This is a genomic window from Desulfobulbus sp. (genome assembly GCF_031547805.1).
GTDB lineage: Bacteria > Desulfobacterota > Desulfobulbia > Desulfobulbales > Desulfobulbaceae > Desulfobulbus.
Genome location: NZ_JAVBRQ010000009.1, coordinates 1 through 15,474, shown reverse-complemented (window position 1 = coordinate 15,474; position 15,474 = coordinate 1). Strand labels below are relative to the sequence as shown.

13 protein-coding genes and 1 other RNA gene are annotated in these 15,474 nt (G+C 59.8%); 10 read left to right on the top strand and 4 right to left on the bottom strand.

The genetic code is table 11. The annotated features are described in order from the left end of the window. Positions 1 to 11: 11 nt before the first annotated feature. From RMR13_RS03305 to RMR13_RS03290, 4 genes are all read right to left on the bottom strand, one after another. A complete protein-coding gene (locus RMR13_RS03305) occupies positions 12 to 1,394 on the bottom strand; it encodes an efflux RND transporter periplasmic adaptor subunit (protein WP_310599214.1) in 1,383 nt (460 codons plus the stop codon). 51 nt (positions 1,395 to 1,445) lie between these two features. Beyond that, on the bottom strand, positions 1,446 to 2,744 hold the full coding sequence (locus tag RMR13_RS03300; RefSeq protein ID WP_310599213.1) for a TolC family protein: 1,299 nt from the start codon (positions 2,742 to 2,744) through the stop codon (positions 1,446 to 1,448). Positions 2,745 to 2,756: 12 nt separating this feature from the next. Beyond that, the gene (locus RMR13_RS03295; RefSeq protein WP_310599212.1) at positions 2,757 to 3,527 is read right to left on the bottom strand and encodes a glucose 1-dehydrogenase; all 771 of its coding nucleotides are present in this window, start codon (positions 3,525 to 3,527) and stop codon (positions 2,757 to 2,759) included. Between the two features lie 241 nt (positions 3,528 to 3,768). Beyond that, positions 3,769 to 4,359: a hypothetical protein gene (locus tag RMR13_RS03290; protein ID WP_310599211.1), complete on the bottom strand. Its 591-nt coding sequence runs from the start codon at positions 4,357 to 4,359 to the stop codon at positions 3,769 to 3,771. An 888-nt stretch (positions 4,360 to 5,247) separates the two neighbouring features. Here RMR13_RS03290 and RMR13_RS03285 point away from each other — a divergent pair. From RMR13_RS03285 to RMR13_RS03240, 10 genes are all read left to right on the top strand, one after another. After that, positions 5,248 to 6,183 (top strand): CoA-transferase, encoded by a 936-nt coding sequence (locus tag RMR13_RS03285; protein ID WP_310599210.1) that lies wholly within the window; start codon positions 5,248 to 5,250, stop codon positions 6,181 to 6,183. Between the two features lie 46 nt (positions 6,184 to 6,229). Continuing rightward, a complete protein-coding gene (locus RMR13_RS03280; protein WP_310599209.1) occupies positions 6,230 to 7,030 on the top strand; it encodes a CoA-transferase in 801 nt (266 codons plus the stop codon). A 302-nt stretch (positions 7,031 to 7,332) separates the two neighbouring features. Further along, on the top strand, positions 7,333 to 7,743 hold the full coding sequence (gene mce / locus RMR13_RS03275) for a methylmalonyl-CoA epimerase (protein ID WP_310599208.1): 411 nt from the start codon (positions 7,333 to 7,335) through the stop codon (positions 7,741 to 7,743). 164 nt (positions 7,744 to 7,907) lie between these two features. Beyond that, positions 7,908 to 10,055 (top strand): methylmalonyl-CoA mutase, encoded by a 2,148-nt coding sequence (gene scpA / locus RMR13_RS03270; protein ID WP_310599207.1) that lies wholly within the window; start codon positions 7,908 to 7,910, stop codon positions 10,053 to 10,055. A gap of 95 nt (positions 10,056 to 10,150) precedes the next feature. After that, positions 10,151 to 11,140, top strand: a complete 990-nt coding sequence (meaB, locus tag RMR13_RS03265) for a methylmalonyl Co-A mutase-associated GTPase MeaB (protein ID WP_310599206.1) — start codon at positions 10,151 to 10,153, stop codon at positions 11,138 to 11,140. A 273-nt stretch (positions 11,141 to 11,413) separates the two neighbouring features. Continuing rightward, an RNA gene (ffs, locus tag RMR13_RS03260) (signal recognition particle sRNA small type) lies at positions 11,414 to 11,511 on the top strand. A gap of 85 nt (positions 11,512 to 11,596) precedes the next feature. Further along, a complete protein-coding gene (gene dnaX / locus RMR13_RS03255) occupies positions 11,597 to 13,537 on the top strand; it encodes a DNA polymerase III subunit gamma/tau (RefSeq protein WP_310599205.1) in 1,941 nt (646 codons plus the stop codon). A 55-nt stretch (positions 13,538 to 13,592) separates the two neighbouring features. Continuing rightward, a complete protein-coding gene (locus RMR13_RS03250) occupies positions 13,593 to 13,901 on the top strand; it encodes a YbaB/EbfC family nucleoid-associated protein (RefSeq protein WP_310599204.1) in 309 nt (102 codons plus the stop codon). Position 13,902: 1 nt separating this feature from the next. Continuing rightward, entirely contained in the window at positions 13,903 to 14,514 is a 612-nt protein-coding gene (gene recR / locus RMR13_RS03245; protein ID WP_310599203.1) for a recombination mediator RecR, read from the top strand. 309 nt (positions 14,515 to 14,823) lie between these two features. Continuing rightward, the gene (locus tag RMR13_RS03240; protein ID WP_409070253.1) at positions 14,824 to 15,339 is read left to right on the top strand and encodes an O-acetyl-ADP-ribose deacetylase; all 516 of its coding nucleotides are present in this window, start codon (positions 14,824 to 14,826) and stop codon (positions 15,337 to 15,339) included. The last annotated feature ends 135 nt before the right edge of the window (positions 15,340 to 15,474 follow it).

Here is a 15,474-nt window from a genome sequence, read left to right as displayed (position 1 = left end):
ATGCGGCCGTTTCATTTGAACAACTCGTCCAGATCCTTGGAAGGGACGGCTGTCGGCGCCTGACGGCCGCGCGCCTCATCCTGGACCGGTTTCGGGCCGAGCATCTTGTCCAGGGCCTCGCGCAGCCGGCTTTCCGAATCGAGCATGAACTGGGCCGAAACCACCACGGCCTCGCCCTGGTCGAGCCCGGAGAGAATTTGGATGAAGCCCTGGTCGTCGCGCAGGCCGCAGGTCACCTGGCGGGGCGCGAACCGCCCCTGGCCCAGGGCCACGAACACCGTCTGCTCTCGGCCGGAATTGAGCACCGCGCTGGCCGGTATGGTCAAGGTTTCGGCGGCGGCGGCGGCGGCAATGGCCACCTGGGCGTACATGGCCGGCTTCAAGCTTAGATCGGGATTGACCACCTCGATCCGGGCCTTGACCGTCCGGGTCTCGCTTTCCAGGGTGGGGTAAAGATAGGCAATGGTGCCCGCCACAGTTTCGCCGCCTGTTTTGCCATCGGATTTGCCACCGGAATTGCCCTCATAAGGCAGCGTCACCCGCACCGGCTGCCCGGTTTTGACCCACGGCAGTTCGTACTCGTAGATGTCCGCCAGCACCCACACCGTCGACAAGTCGGCGATCTGCAGCAACTCTTCCCCGGCCATGATCCGCGCCCCGGCCAGGACGCTTTTCTTGACGACCACGCCGCCATATTCGCTGGCCAGGGACAGGGTCTTGCGCACCCGGCCGGTTTGCTCCAAAATGCGGAGCTGTTCCGGGCTGATGTCCCAGTAGCGCATCTTGGTGCGGGCCGCCTCCACCAGCCGTTCGGCGTTGGCGGCGATTTCGGGATAGGGGCTGGTTGCCAGCCGCTGCCTGTTGGCCACTGCCAGCAGGTATTCCTGCTGGGCCGCCACCAGCTCGGGGCTGTAGATGTCCAAAAGCGGCTGTCCTTTCCTGACCGGCTGCCCCAATTGATTCACGTACAACCGCTCCACCCAGCCCTCGATTTTAGCGGTGACCGCGAACTGCCGGTCATCGGCCGCCGTGACCAGGCCCACGGTATGGATGGTCCGCTGCAGGGCGCGACGGGTTACCGGCTCGGTCCGCAGCCCCATGTTCTGCAGGGTAACCGGATCGATTTCAATGCTTCCCGGCGCGGCTTCTTGTCCATTGGCCGCCCCTGCTTTTACCGGCGTCAGGGCCATGCCGCAGATCGGGCAGGCCCCGGGGGCGTCGCGGATGATGAACGGGTGCATGGAGCAGGTGTATTGGACCTTGGCCGCTTGATCTGCGGTTGGCGATGCGGTGCCGTGGTCGTGGTGGTTGAGGCCGAGGAGGTAGCCGCCGCCCAAGGCCAAGGCCAGACAGGCAAAGGCCGCCACTGTCTTTGCCGCTGAGGTCGCTTTCATCGATGCTCCTTTATCTCATCGAAAAATCGAAAGAAAAAAAATCCACCCCGGTCAGCGCGGCGGCGGCAAAGGCCCGCCGATCACGTTTTCCAGCACTGCCAACTGAATCTGATGCTCGGCCACGGCGCCATGGTATTCCCGTTCGGCATTGAACAGGTTCACCCGGCCGGCGAGCACCTCGGCAAAAGTGGCCTTGCCGGTCCGATACCCGGCCATGGCCGCCTCGGCCGCGCCGCCCGCCTGGGCCAGCATCCCTTGTTCGTAGAGCAGGGCCAGCTTGCGACTGCGCTCCAGTTGCGCCAACCCGTCGGCAATCGCCTTGCCGATCTGGTTGCGCAGGGCCGCGCGCTCCTGGACCGCCATCCGAATCGAGGCTTGCATCTCGGCGGCCTTGGCCCGGCGCCACTCCTGCTGCACCGGCAGGTTGAACGTCAGCTGCGCCGCGTACATATCGTCGCCCCGCATGTCGTCGACCGGTTCGCGCTGCATGTACTCCAGGGAAACCGTGAAGTCGGGGTAGAATTCTTTCCGGGCCAGCCGCTCTCCGGCCCGTCCCTTGTCGATTTTGGCCTGCAGGGCCTTCACCGCCGGCCGTTGGCTTTCGGCCAGCCGCTCCAGTTCGGCGGCCACCAGCGTCCGGGGCCGCAGTTTGATGGGTGCAATGGGAGGAATGGCCGTATCGGGCGGCCGGGACACCAGGGCATTGAGGGCCGCGATCGCCGAGGCCCGCCTCTGCTCCAGGCCAAGACGCAACTCCTCCATTCTCGAGCGCTCCAGCTGGGCCTGGAAAACCTCCTGCTGGCCGGCCTTGCCCACCGTGTACATCGATTCGGCCTGGCGGACGAGATCGTCCAGCAAGATGGCCGAGGTCCGCACCGTTTCCAGGGACCGATCGATCAGATAGATCTGGTACCAGGTCTCCTTGACCAGCCGCCGCAGCTCCAGCCGGCGCTCCTCGACCGCCCAGCGTTCGACCTCGGATTCGAGGCCGGCCTCTTCCCGCATCAAGTCGCGCTTGCCGAAAAAAGGCACTTTCTGGCTGATGCCGACCACCTTGGAGGTCATTGCGTCCCGGCTGAAATTGAAAGGATCGCGGATCAGGGCATTCTGGACGCCCAGCATCAGCATCGGATCGTCGAGCGCCCCGGCCTGGCGCGCCTGGGCAACGCTCATCCGCCACTGTTCTTCCGAGGCCAGGATTTCGGGATTGCCGGTTACGGCCCGATCGACCAGGGCCTCAAGCCGCTCCTCGCCCTGGGGCTGCCGGTCGCCGGCCCGGGCCGTAACGCCCGGCCCCATGAACAGGCCCACCAGCAGGAAGGCGGGCATCAGTCGAAAAAAAAATCTCATGCGGTCGCCCTCCTAGTTCACATACATCATCTTTCTGGTCATGCCGCCGTCGATCACAAAGGCCTGACCGGTGATGAACCCGGCCTCTTCGGACAGCAGAAAGGCCGCCAAGGCGGCAACGTCGCCGGGCAGGCCAACCCGGCCGGCCGGATGCTGATCGTGGTCTTCCGGCCGCAACCGGGCGGCGGACCGCTCGCTCTGCTTCCGCAGTTCGCTGACCTCGATCCACCCCGGCAGCACGGCATTGACCCGGATGCGATGGGAAAAACTGATGGCCAGGGCATGGGTCAGGGCGACCAAGCCCCCCTTGGAGGCGGTATAGGCTTCGGTGTCGGGTTCGGATTGCAGGGCGCGGGTGGAGGCGATGTTGACCACGGCGCCGTGGCGCCGCTGCAGGTGGGGGGCGGCGTGCTTGGCCATGAGCATGGCACCGGTGAGATTCACCCGTAAGACGCGCTCCCAGTCCTCAAGGCGCAATTCGGTAAGCGGCTGGCGCGTCGGGTTGGCGATGCCGGCATTGTTGACAAGCCCGTCGAGGCCGCCGAAACGGGCGAGGCTTTGGGCAACGCAGCTGCGCACTTCCTGCTCATCGCCGACATCGGCGGCAAAAAACGCGGCTCGCTCCGGCAGATCGAGGCTGGCGGCCAATTCCTCGCCGGCCTCGACATCCCGATCGACAAAGGCCACCGACGCATCCTGTCGCAGCAAATATTCGACGATGGCCCGACCGATCCCCTGGGCTCCTCCGGTGACGAGATAAATCTTGTCGGCATGTCCGGCCATCGTTTATTCCTCGCTGTGGTCTGGCGGGCAGGCCGGGATGCCACATCTTAGATGCCACATCGTACCTCGGCCGAATGCTGTGCATATAAGCATTGCCATGAATATTGTCACCTGAAATCAGGCAGACGAACCGGACAAGCGAAAAGATGGGCAACCGCCCTGGAACATGTCTCGGGCGGTGCGAGGCGGCGAACACGGACGGAGCGATGGATGCCCCGTGCTCAATAAGGAAAGCGGTTTGTTATGCGGAGGGTAGCCTCAGGGCATCGAACGCCCTGTTGATCGACTTGACCCGATTGATGGTTTTGCGGCTTTCGCTGCGCAGATCAGGGGCAAGCGGCTTGCCCGCCGAGATTTGGGAAACAATGCTTTTCTGGATGTTGTTGTAGCGATTCAGGGCCTGATGAATTTTCACCGGATTGCCCCGATGGAAATATGCCAAGGCCGGGGCGACGTTGCCGATGATCGAGGTCGAATTCATGAAAACCGGAATTCCGTCTTCCTCGACAATTATGCGCAATATTCCCCGATAGATGCTGTTCTTATCCTGCATGCTCCGTTCCAGGGTGTCGCTGCTCCATTTGTCGGCTGGCGTCCTTTCCCGGGCCAGGCCGACGATTGCCCCGGCGGTGAAACCGGCCCGAAAATCAGAAGCCAGCATCTTGTAATGAAAGGCAAATTCCGAGGAAAACAATTGCACGGCCCGCGTGTCGCCGGGGTGCATATAGACAATGCCATAGCGGTTCAAATCTTTGCCCAAGCGGGCGAACAGGGTGATAAACGAATTATCGAGTTGCAGAATATCGGCGATTCGTATCTTCGTCGATTCCATAACGTTCGGACTCCCGGAAAAACCCTTTTAAACATAAACAAATCTGTCTCATTGTAACGACTAGCATATTTTTCCTTGCCTGCCAAGCAAAAAAACAGGCTAACCCGATGAAAACAAAGGCAGCACAAGGCAAGACAGGTTTCCCCCCTCCCCCGCCGGCCCAGGTTCCCGGCAGGATGCGGGCCTGGATCGCAGGCGTGAAAATGCCGGTTGGTCCGCACAATAAATCAATACTCCCGAGGAGTTCTGTTAACTTGCTATTCTTGCGGCTTCTCCGGCGCCTGTTCATTTTCCCGACCAACGCCCATTATTTTTTGCTGTTGACAAAAAGCACATTCTCCAATAGTAGAAGCTAGGTTTTGCGCTTATGAGTTGTTCTTTCAGTTTTTCCCCTTTTACCGATCGAATCCGGAAAGACTATTTTCCGGGAAAGTTTTTCAATATTCCCTGCCGCCGTACCGTACACCGGTCAGGGAGAGAGAGATGAGGTTGCATTAACAAGCGAGCAAGTTGAATTTTTTTCCGGAAGAGAGCGATCAAAAAAAGTCGTCTATCCATTGCGTCACAAAGCAGGTTCTTCGGCGGACAGGTTCGGAGAGACCGACAGAGGAAAATGGCTCAACTATGACAGCAAAATCAATCAAATCAAAAAAGGTATCTTGGCAGCAGGCGCGCCAGAAAAAAGGCCGGCAAGAGAATAACGATTGATGTTGTTCTTTACCGGTCTTTTTTTTGTATAGGGGGAACCGAATGCCAGCTAATGGCGTTCGGGCAACACAAATGCTTACGACAGGAAAGAGGTGCACATTGGAAACGAACGCAAAAATGTTCTGGACAGGCCTATCACCCGATGAAGCAAGGGAAGCCCTTGTCAACAAAGACAAGTCCATGAAAGACAAACGGATGACCCTCAAGGAGGCGGTTTCCCGTTTCGTCAAGCCTGGCGACAACGTTGGTATCGGCGGCTTTGTCAATATCCGTCAACCAATTGCCATCTGCCATGAAATGATCAGGCAGGGATTCAAGGACCTCACCCTCTCCTTTCAATCTGCCGGCATGGCCCCGGAACTGCTGGCCGGCGCCATGATGGCTCGTCCCGATCATTGCTCGATCAAGCGGATCGAGCTGGCCTACTGGGGCCACGAGGCCTTCGGTCTGGCCCAGGCCTGGCGTTATCTGGCCGAGCGCGGCATGATCGAGTTCGAGGACTGGAGCAACTATAACATGTCGGCCCGCTTCAAGGCCGGCGCCATGGGGCTGCCCTTCATTCCCACCCGCGGACCGTTGGCCGGCGACATCAAGAACACCAGCCGCACCAAGATCATCGACTGCCCCTTCACCAACCGTCCCATCGCCCTGCTCCCGGCCAGCAATCCCAACGTGGCCCTGATCCATGTCCAGGCCGCCGACATGTACGGCAACTGCATCATCAGGGGCACCGATGCCACCTGCGCCGAAATCTCCATGGCGGCAGCCCATACCATCGTGACCTGCGAACAGCTCGTATCCCACGAACTGCTCGTCAGCAATCCGAAGGATGTCATGATTCCGTTCCCGGCGGTCGACGCGGTCATCCACGTGCCGTTCGGCTCCTATCCGGGTGCCTGCCGCCGCCACTACTATTTCAATGGTGACGCCATTCGCGAATACCTCGGCTGCATTGCTCCGATGGTCAAGGGCGGCTCCGCAGATGGATTGAAAGCCTGGTTTGACGAAAATATCTTCGGCGTAGAAACCTTCGAGGACTATATCGAGAAATTCTCGACCAAGAAGCTGATTGCCGACCAGCTCGCAGAGGCCTACCACTGCGAGCGTCTGGCATAATACGGCGGGTCATCAATCATACGAAACTTTTGCATAAGGAGTCATCATGACAGTTTCAACGGATTACACCGCCCAAGAAATCATTGTTGTGGCGGGTGCTAAAATTCTTGAAGACAATAAAATAGTCTTTGTCGGAACCGGCCTCCCCATGGTGGCCTCGCTCCTGGCCGTTCTAACCCATGCCCCGGGACTGATTCCGGTCTTCGAGGCCGGCGCCGTCGGTCCGCCCTTGAAGCACGGTCTGCCCATCTCGGTCGGCGACTCCAAGACCTTCACCGGCGCTTCCTACGTGAAGGGCCTGAACGGCGCTTTTGAGCTGACCCAGCGCGGTTTTGCCGATTTCGGATTCATCGGCGGAGCCGAGGTCGATATGTACGGCAACCTCAACTCGACCATGATGGGCGACTTCCCGGCCGGATACAGCAAGCCGAAAGTCCGTCTGCCGGGTTCCGGCGGCGCCAGCGACATGGCCGCCTCCTGCGAGCGGACCATTCTGATCGTCCCCCACGACAAGAAAAAATTCAACCAGAAGCTATCCTACGTGACCAGCCCCGGCCACCTCGACGGCAGCCCCGGCGCCCGCCAGAAAGCCGGCATGCAGGGCAAGGGTCCGTATCGGCTCATCACCACCAGGGGTATTTTCGACTTCGAGGAGAAGACCAAGAGAATGCGTATTCTCCACACCTTCCCCGGGGAAACGGTTGAATCCATCCAGGAGAATACCGGATTCGAGCTGTTGGTGGCCCCGGATGTCACCCAGTTCGCGGCCCCGACGGTTGAAGAAGTCCGCCTGATCCGCGAAGTCGTGGATCCGAACGGCGCCTTTGTCAAGCGCGTTGCCAAATAAATGAGGACCACCCGGGCAGTGCCGCCCTCCGGCGGCACTGCCCGAATTGCACGTTTTTTTGTTTTTGCCGAGGGATTCCCTTTTTTGACATTTTAACATTGCAGCATCTTGTACCGCATCTCAGCCATACAGACTCAACCAGGCCGTCGACACTTAAAAAAATACATGCTGTCCGTCGGGTTGACTCCCACGGGCATGCGGCAAATTGCGCCCATCGATTCCGCGGCGTTTTTCGTTGGCAACGGCAAGTTTGAATTCCTTTCATTATCCGATCAACCCCCTACCACAAAGGAGCTTATAGCATGAAAATTCTCAAAATCGATCATCTTGGCATCGCGGTCCCCAACATGGAAGAAGGCAAAAAATTCTGGGCTGACGTTCTGGGCCTCAAAGTGGAAGGTTCCGAGACCGTAGAAGAACAGAAGGTCACCACCGTCTTTCTGCCGGTCGGCGACAGTGAAGTCGAGTTGCTGGTTTCCACTTCTCCCGATGGTCCGATCGCCAAATTCATCGAGAAAAACGGTGGCAAGGGCGGCTTCCAGCATGTGGCCTTCCGGGTGGAGAACATTGAGGAAGCCCTGAAGGAGCTGCAGGAAAAAGGCGTGGCCCTGATCGACAAGACCCCGCGCATCGGTGCCGGCGGCGCCAAGATCGCCTTCCTGCATCCCAAGGCCACCGGCGGCGTTCTGGTCGAGATTTCCGAGCGCAACTAATAATAGAACACCATGCTTCCCGGTTTTCGCGGCAACGAAGGACGGGACGGCTGACCGATTCGGACGGTACCGACATCCGGTTCCCCAAAGGGCCGGATGTCGGTGTTCCGGCTTTTTTCAACTTGGGGATAATCCCTTAAGATAAACAACAAGGAGTAAGCGACATGGCAACAGGATATGAGCAATGGCTTGAAATGGCTACCAAGCAGATGAAGGGCAAATCCCCTGACACGCTGAATTGGAAGTCTCCGGAAGGCATTACCGTCAAACCGCTGTATACCGGTGAGGACACCCAGAATCTCGAGGCCCTCAGCATGTTCCCCGGCATGGCCCCCTATACCCGCGGCCCGATGGCAACCATGTATGCCGGACGTCCCTGGACCATCCGTCAGTACGCAGGTTTTTCCACCGCCAAGGCTTCCAACGAGTTCTATCGCAAGAACCTCGCCGCCGGCCAGAAAGGTTTGTCGGTTGCCTTCAGCCTTTCCACCCATCGCGGCTACGACTCGGACAACCCCCGCGTGGCCGGCGACATCGGTAAAGCAGGCGTGGCCATCGACTCGATCGAGGATATGAAGATCCTGTTCGACGGCATCCCGCTGGATCAGATGTCCGTTTCCATGACCATGAACGGCGCGGTTATCCCGATTCTGGCCATGTGGATCGGCGCCGCCGAGGAGCAGGGCGTCAAGCAGGAAGAACTGCAGGGCACCATCCAGAACGACATCCTCAAAGAGTACCTGACCCGGAACACCTACATCTATCCGCCGGAACCCTCCATGCGGATTATCTCCGACATCATGGCGTTCTGCTCCAAGAACATGCCGAAATACAACACCATCTCCATCAGTGGCTACCACATCATGGAAGCTGGTGCCGACTCGGTGCTCCAGACCGCCTTCACCCTGGCCGACGGCGTCGAGTACGTACGCGCCGCCATCAAGGCCGGCATGGATGTCGACACCTTTGCTCCCCGCTTGAGCTTCTTCTTCGGCATCGGCATGAACTTCTTCATGGAAATCGCCATGCTCCGTGCCGCCCGTTACCTGTGGTACAAGCAAATGCAGCAGTTCAACCCGAAGAAGCCGCAATCTTCGATGCTGCGCACCCACTGTCAGACCTCCGGTTGGTCACTCACCGAGCAGGATCCGTACAACAACGTCATCCGCACCACCATCGAGGCCCTGGCCGCTGCCCTGGGCGGCACCCAGTCGCTGCACACCAACTCGTTTGACGAGGCCGTTTGTCTGCCGACCGAGTTCTCCGCCCGCATCGCCCGTAACACCCAGATCATCATCCAGGAAGAGACCCACGTCTGCAAGGTGGCCGATCCGTTGGGCGGCTCCTACTACATCGAGTGGCTGACCAACCAGATCGTGCAGGGCGCCGAGAAAATCATCAACGAGATCGAAGAGCTGGGCGGCATGGCCAAGGCCATCGCTTCCGGCATGCCGAAACTGCGCATCGAAGAATCCGCAGCCCGTCGCCAGGCCCGTATCGACCAGGGCAAGGATGTCATCGTCGGCGTCAACAAGTACCGCCTCAAAGACGAGAAGCTCGATTTCGAAATTCTCGAGGTACCGGATTCGGTTCGTCTTGAGCAGATCGACCGCATCAACCATATCAAGAAGACCCGCGACAACGCCAAGTGCCAGGCTTGCCTCGAGGCCGTCACCAAGGCTGCCAACGGCAACGGCAACCTCCTGGAAGTCGCCATCGCAGCCGCCAAAGCCAGAGCAACCGTTGGAGAAATTTCTGACGCCATGGAAAAAGTATTCGGCCGTTTCGTGGCCACCACCCAGTGTGTATCCGGCGCGTACTCTTCCGAGTACAGCGAGGCCAGCAGCGATTCCGCCCAGGTCATCGAAGGGCTGCGCAAGCGGACCAACGACTTCCTGGCCAAGACCGGCCGCCGGCCGCGTATCCTCGTCACCAAGATGGGACAGGACGGCCATGACCGCGGTATCAAGGTTGTCGCCTCTTCATATGCCGACCTCGGATTCGACGTCGACATCAGCCCGATGTTCCAGACTCCCGAAGAGGCCGCCAAGATGGCCATCGAGAACGACGTTCACATCGTCGGCGCTTCCTCGTTGGCAGCCGGCCATAAGACCTTGGTTCCCGAACTCATTCAGAAGCTGAAAGAGAAGGGAGCCGGCGAAATCATGGTGGTTGCCGGTGGCGTTATTCCGCCGAGCGACTATCAATTCCTCTTCGACGCCGGCTGCAAGGGCATCTACGGCCCCGGCACCCCGATCACCGAATCCGCCGGCAAGGTCATGGACATGCTGGAGGCGAAGTATTGTAAGTAAGCAGTAACAGTTCGCATATTGGCACGAAGGCAAACGGACGGGCGACAATCCGTCCGTTTGTTTTTCGCACGACGAACCCTTACCAACGGTCAGATATGCATAAAGATCCCAGTTACTACATCCAAGGCGTCCTGGACAACAATCGCCTGATGCTCGCCCGGGCCATCACCCTGGTCGAAAGCATTCTTCCCTCGCATCAGGAAATTGCCAAACATGTCATCAATGAGCTGCTCCCATACACCGGCAAGGCGGTTAGGCTGGGAATCACCGGCGTGCCCGGTGCCGGCAAGAGCACCTTCATTGAAAGTTTTGGCACCATGCTGACCACCCTTGGCCTCAGGGTAGCTGTTCTTGCCATCGACCCCAGTTCAACCCGTAGCGGCGGTTCCATTCTCGGCGACAAGACCCGGATGGAAAAGCTGGCGGTCAACGACATGGCCTTCATCCGACCGTCCCCTTCCGGCGGCAGCCTTGGCGGCGTTGCCCGGAAAACCCGTGAATCCATGTTGATCTGCGAAGCAGCCGGATTCGACGTCATCATCGTCGAGACCGTCGGCGTTGGGCAGTCGGAAACCACGGTCGCCTCGATGGTCGATTTCTTCCTGGTGCTCCAGATCTCCGGCGCCGGCGACGAACTCCAGGGGATCAAGAAAGGCGTTTTGGAAGTGGCCGACGCCATCGTGGTCAACAAGGCCGACGGCGACAATATCAACCGTGCAAAATTAGCCAAAAAACAATACGAAACCGCACTGCACCTGGTCACGCCTTCTTCGCCCAACTGGGCACCCCCGGTCATGACCTGCAGTGCCCTTGAAGAAGTGGGCCTGATGGATGTGTGGACCACCATCAACAATCACAAAAAGATCATGACCGCCTCCGGCGAATTGGACAAGAAACGCCAGGATCAGGCCATGAGTTGGATGTGGTTTCTAGTGAATGAGGGGCTGGAACGCTGGTTTTATCAACATCCCGAAATCCAGAAATTGCTCCCCGCTATCAAGCAGCGGGTCGAGACCGGCACCATGGCGCCCACCCGCGCCGCCGACGAGCTGGTGGAAATACTTGGCAAGGACTTGCTTTTGTAAGAAAATTTTATTTTTTCCCGATTTTTCATACCTTCTCGACCTCCTTGGGTCGAGAAGGTTTTTTTGTTCTGCCGACCGGACGGGACGACATCAAGCCTGAGGCGACATCATCCCGACCAGGCGCCATAAAACCCCTTGACGCTCCCCACCAGGAAGAGTATAAACCGCAAACTGAAAAACGGCCGGAAACGGAAGCGTGGCAACGAATGCCGGCCTTCGGCTCCCATATCGCCAGCTGGCTGTTTTTCGCTTGTCCCATGCTCATCGGTTGATAGCCGGGTCCCGGGCAATAAGGAATCACAAACCCCGTCAGGTCCGGAAGGAAGCAGCGGTAGTGGCCCTCCTTATGTGTCCGGGGGTGCCCGGCTATCTTTTTTACGGCGAGCGTGCCGACCCGCCCGCGGGTCCGGCGCATCCAACCCCGTATCCCCCGATCCTTGACCGCCGGTATCCGCCGTGTCGTACCTTGTTCTCGCCAGAAAGTCGCGCCCGCAATCCTTCGCCGAAGTCGTGGGCCAGAGACCGGTGGTCCGTACCCTGCAAAACGCCCTTGCCCACAACCGGGTACCCCATGCCCTGATTTTCAGCGGTGTCCGCGGCACCGGCAAGACCACCCTGGCACGCATCATGGCCAAGGCCCTGAACTGCGAACAGGGACCAGCGGCCGAACCGTGCAATGCCTGCCGATCCTGCCGGGAGATCACCGAGGGAACCAGCATCGATCTGCAGGAAGTGGACGGCGCCTCCAACCGCGGCATCCAGGAAATCCGCGAGTTGAAGGAAAAAATTCGTTTCATGCCCACCAACTCGCGCTTCAAGATCATTATCATCGACGAAGTGCACATGTTGACCACCGAGGCCTTCAACGCCCTATTGAAGACCTTGGAGGAACCGCCCGGCCATGTCTACTTCATGTTTGCCACCACCGAGCTGCACAAGGTGCCGGTGACCATCCTCTCCCGCTGCCAACGCTACGAACTCAAGCGAATCGGCCACCAGGAGCTGGCCGCCCACTTCCTGCGCCTGGCGGAAGCGGAGGGGGTGCGGATGGAGCCCGCGGCTGTGGAGATGATCGTGCGCGAATCGGGCGGCAGTGTCCGGGATGGGCTCAGCCTGCTGGACCAGATTTTTTCCTATTGCGGCCAGGAAGTCCGGACCGAGGAGGTGGTCGAGGTCCTCGGCCTGGTGAGCCACCAGTTGGTGGCCGAGGTCGGAGATGCGCTTTTGCGCGGCGATCTTGGCGCCACCTATGCCTTGCTCGATGCGATGTATGCCCACGGCTCGGACAGCAGGCGGTTCAGCAACGATCTTCTGGCCTGGTTTCGCGCTTTGGTGGTCTGCAAGGTCAGCCGGGAACCCGGCCAAATGCTCGAGGTGAGCGAGGACGAGTTGCAGGAGTTGGCACGGGTTGCGGCGGCGCATTCATTGGAAACCCTGACTGCCCTCTTCAACCTGCTTCTTGACGGCCTGGAGAAAGCCGCCTTTTCCCAGCAGCCGCGACTGGCCCTGGAGATGGTTTGCATCCGTGCCGTCCAATTCCGGGACGTGGTGCCGGTCGCCGATCTGATCGCCCGCCTGGACCAGGTGCTGGACAAAACGCCCATCGACACCATGCCGTCGCAACCGGCAGCTTCCGCGCCCAGGCCAAAGCCGCAATCCAGCGCCACACCGCCTGCCGCGCAACCTTCGCCGCCCTTGACCGCTGTCCCCTCCGAGCCATCGTCCTTGCCGGCCAGCGGTACGCCGGCACCGCCGCCTCCGCACGATCAAGCTCCAGCGGCTAAGCCGGCCATCACCCCTCCCGCCCAGCCGCTCCCTGCCGAACGAGCCGCGCCGCCGGAGCAACCACAACCGCCGCCGCCGACGGAGCCCCAGGTCTCCCCTGCCCCGGCAGCGCCGGAGGAACACCCGGTCACCCAGCCCAAGCCGCCCGAGCCGACAAAAAAACGTATCCGCCAGCATTGGGGCGCCTTCCTCAAGTATGTACGGGAACGGCAGCCTTGGGTCGCCGCCTCCCTGCAGATGGCCGATTCCGTGGACCGCCAGGGTGAGGAATTGATCATCCGTTTTGCCGACAGCAGCGACTGCACCCTGTTGAAACAGCGCAACGCCATCAATGACCTGACCGAATTCGTCCTCGATTTCTTCCAGGAAAACATGCGGATTCGCTACGAGGTCCCCGGTTCCGACGCATGCGCCGTCGATCCGGCCAACGGTCTGGCACCGCTGCAGGAGCGCCGGGCCCTGGCCAGCGACCCCCTGGTGCTGACCGCGCTCGATGTCTTTACCGGCCAGGTGGCTGAAATTCGCGTCGGCCAGCGCTATCGGGCCACCGCCGCGCCGCAGCCCATCCCCAAATCCGGCGACGAACCCCATACCATTCCGGACGAAGAATAACGAGACCAGGTGCCCTGCCCGTTGGGCCACCCACACCAACCCGCATAGGTTTATTATGAATATCAACGAATTGATGAAGCAAGCCCAGCAATTCCAGGAAAAACTGGCCACCGTGCAAAACGATCTCGGCAACCGGCAGGTTTCCGGCTCCGCCGGGGCCGGCATGGTGGTGGCCACCCTCAACGGCCGGGGCGAGTTGCTCGGGATTGCCATTGAAAAGGCTCTGGTCCAGCCGGATAATGTCGAGATGCTCCAAGACCTGGTGGTTTCGGCGGTCAACGACGGGCTGAACAAGGCCAAGGACTTGGGCAAGTCGGAGATGTCGCGCCTGACCGGCGGCTTCAATATTCCCGGGCTGTTCTGAAATGCAAGTGATTCCACCGGCCTTGGAGCGGCTGATCGGCGATTTGGCCAAGCTGCCTGGCCTCGGCCGCAAGTCCGCCACCCGCCTGGCCCTGTACATCCTGCGCCGGCCGGCCGTCGATGCCAGGAACCTGGCCGACGACTTGCTGGCCCTGCACGAGGCCATCCGCCTCTGCCGCCACTGCTTCACCTTTTCCGAAACCGATCCCTGCGCCATTTGCGGCGATCCCGGCCGCAACCCCCGGCTGGTGTGCGTAGTCGAGGAACCCGGCGACCAGATCGCCATTGAAAAAACCGGCGCCTTTCGCGGCGTCTACCACATCCTGCACGGGGTGATCGCCCCCATGGACGGCATCGGCCCGGCAGAATTGAAAATCCGTGAGCTGCGGCAGCGGGTTGCCTCCGGCCAGATCGACGAAGTACTGCTCGCCACCAGCTCAACCGTGCCGGGAGAGGCCACCGCCTCATACCTTGCCGAACTGCTCAAGGAAAGCCGCGTCCGGATCAGCCGCCTGGCCTGCGGCATTCCCATGGGCATGGATATCAAATACGCCGACGAACACACCCTGGCCAAGGCCATCGAATCCCGCCAACCGCTCAAACCTCTTGCCTGATTCTCCTTCCCTGATGCCGGTGCCGCCCGCAACCGGCCGAGTTTTTTTCTTCCAATCACCTCCTCTCGGGATACGCCATTATTTTGTTTGAAACGTTGACCTTTTCCCAATTGTCGCGTACAAATTTTTTGTATGGCGTCGTTTTTCAGAGCCAATAATTCCGGTGGCGCCGCGATGGTTTCGCCCATCGTCCATTGCATCCATTGCGTCCATTGCCCAAGGCCGACGTGAGCACGGCTGCAACGGCCTTCGATTCGCCGCCCTTTATCGGCATGCGCCGGCCAGCGATGCCTGAACACCAGCAAGGAGATAGCGATGATTCATCTGGTCGAAACCGATATCACCACCATGCAGGTCGATGCCATCGTCAACGCCGCCAATGAAACGCTCCTGGGCGGCGGCGGGGTCGACGGCGCCATTCATCGTGCCGCCGGACCGGAACTGCTGGAGGAATGCCGGGGCATCGGCGGCTGCCCGACCGGGCAGGCCGTGCTGACCAAGGGATACAACCTGCCGGCCAAGTTCGTGATCCATACCGCGGGCCCCATCTGGCAAGGTGGCCACCAAAACGAGCCGGCACTGCTGGCCAACTGCTATCGCCGCTGCCTGGAACTGGCCCTCCAACACGATATCCAATCCATTGCCTTCCCGGCGATCAGCTGCGGCGCCTACGGCTTTCCCCTGGACGAAGCCGCCGACATCGCCGTGGATACCATCCAGTCCTTTTTAAACCGCAACGGCAAACCCAAGGACGTCTACATCGTCTGTTTCCAGCCAGGCGCCAAATTCGCCTTTGCCCAGGCCATTCGCGGGCTGGAAGAATAAGTGTTTATCTACGAATAAATTACTCGCATTTTTCCCGCCATTGGCTCATATTCCGTTGAAAATCAAGCAATGGAGGCAGAAATGGCACGCATCAAAACCTGGGAAATTTCGGATGCATTCTGGGCGATCGTCGAA

Coding starts and splice junctions, on each gene's coding strand:
- RMR13_RS03280 (WP_310599209.1), top strand. CDS start 6,230: ATGACAGTTTCAACGGATTACACCGCCCAAGAAATCATTGTTGTGGCG.
- mce (WP_310599208.1), top strand. CDS start 7,333: ATGAAAATTCTCAAAATCGATCATCTTGGCATCGCGGTCCCCAACATG.
- RMR13_RS03295 (WP_310599212.1), bottom strand. CDS start 3,527: ATGGCCGGACATGCCGACAAGATTTATCTCGTCACCGGAGGAGCCCAG.
- meaB (WP_310599206.1), top strand. CDS start 10,151: ATGCATAAAGATCCCAGTTACTACATCCAAGGCGTCCTGGACAACAAT.
- RMR13_RS03305 (WP_310599214.1), bottom strand. CDS start 1,394: ATGAAAGCGACCTCAGCGGCAAAGACAGTGGCGGCCTTTGCCTGTCTG.
- scpA (WP_310599207.1), top strand. CDS start 7,908: ATGGCAACAGGATATGAGCAATGGCTTGAAATGGCTACCAAGCAGATG.
- RMR13_RS03285 (WP_310599210.1), top strand. CDS start 5,248: ATGAAAGACAAACGGATGACCCTCAAGGAGGCGGTTTCCCGTTTCGTC.
- RMR13_RS03250 (WP_310599204.1), top strand. CDS start 13,593: ATGAATATCAACGAATTGATGAAGCAAGCCCAGCAATTCCAGGAAAAA.
- recR (WP_310599203.1), top strand. CDS start 13,903: ATGCAAGTGATTCCACCGGCCTTGGAGCGGCTGATCGGCGATTTGGCC.
- RMR13_RS03300 (WP_310599213.1), bottom strand. CDS start 2,744: ATGAGATTTTTTTTTCGACTGATGCCCGCCTTCCTGCTGGTGGGCCTG.
- RMR13_RS03290 (WP_310599211.1), bottom strand. CDS start 4,359: ATGGAATCGACGAAGATACGAATCGCCGATATTCTGCAACTCGATAAT.